1 protein-coding gene is annotated in these 952 nt (G+C 46.7%); it reads right to left on the bottom strand.

Annotated elements, in window-relative coordinates:
- Window positions 1-952: DNA topoisomerase (locus ACS8FC_RS15375; RefSeq protein WP_439297413.1), on the bottom strand; the 952-nt coding region annotated here is incomplete at both ends.

Genomic DNA, 952 nt, shown 5'->3' with positions numbered 1-952 from the left:
CCTGTACGCAGCTGCATTGGACGATCACAGATATCACAATGGACATCTGGCACATCGGTTGGGTCATTCGGACGCATACCATCTTTGCCTTTGGCATGCTCAAGGGTGGTTTTGAACTCACCATAGAAATTATCGAGCACGTCTTTCCAGTCTTTGTCGCCTTCTGCGACATGATCGAGCTTGTCCTCTAACGCCGCAGTAAAGGTATAATCCATTAAGTCTGGGAAGCTGGCTGTCAATCTATCCGTGACGATATCACCCATTTTTTCAGCAAATAGTCGCTTGTTCTCAAGCTTCACATAACCGCGATCTTGAATGGTGGAGATAATTGACGCATAAGTCGATGGACGACCGATACCTTTTTTCTCAAGCTCTTTGACTAGGCTTGCTTCAGTATAGCGAGGCGCAGGCTTAGTAAAGTGCTGACTTGGATCTAGCTTATCAAGGTTTAATTTGTCGCCTTTTTTGACATCAGGCAGTAAGGTATCGTCAGTCTTAGCTGGTGGCATGACTTTTGTGTAGCCATCAAACACCATGGTACGACCGCGCGCTTTTAACTCGATATCGCTTGCACCGACAAATAGGTTCACTGATAGATATTTGGCAGGCAACATCTGACACGCCACAAACTGACGCCAGATCAGCTCGTATAGACGTATGGCATCACGCTCAACACCTTTGAGCTGCGTTGATTTCATGTTGACATTAGAGGGACGAATCGCTTCATGCGCCTCTTGTGCGCCTTGTTTATTGCCATAGAAATTTGGCTTTTCTGGCACGTATTTTGCGCCATAGCTGTCTTCGATATGACCTCGGACCGCAGCAAGTGCATCGCCAGACAAGAACGTCGAGTCGGTACGCATATAAGTAATATGACCCGCTTCATACAGACGCTGCGCCAAAATCATGGTCTTTTTAACAGAAAATCCTAAACGCGTGCTAGCAGCCTGTT

This window comes from Psychrobacter sp. 1Y4 (genome assembly GCF_051847555.1).
The sequence above is the reverse complement of the archived record's forward strand: the minus strand, read 5'-3'. Positions and strand labels throughout refer to the sequence as shown.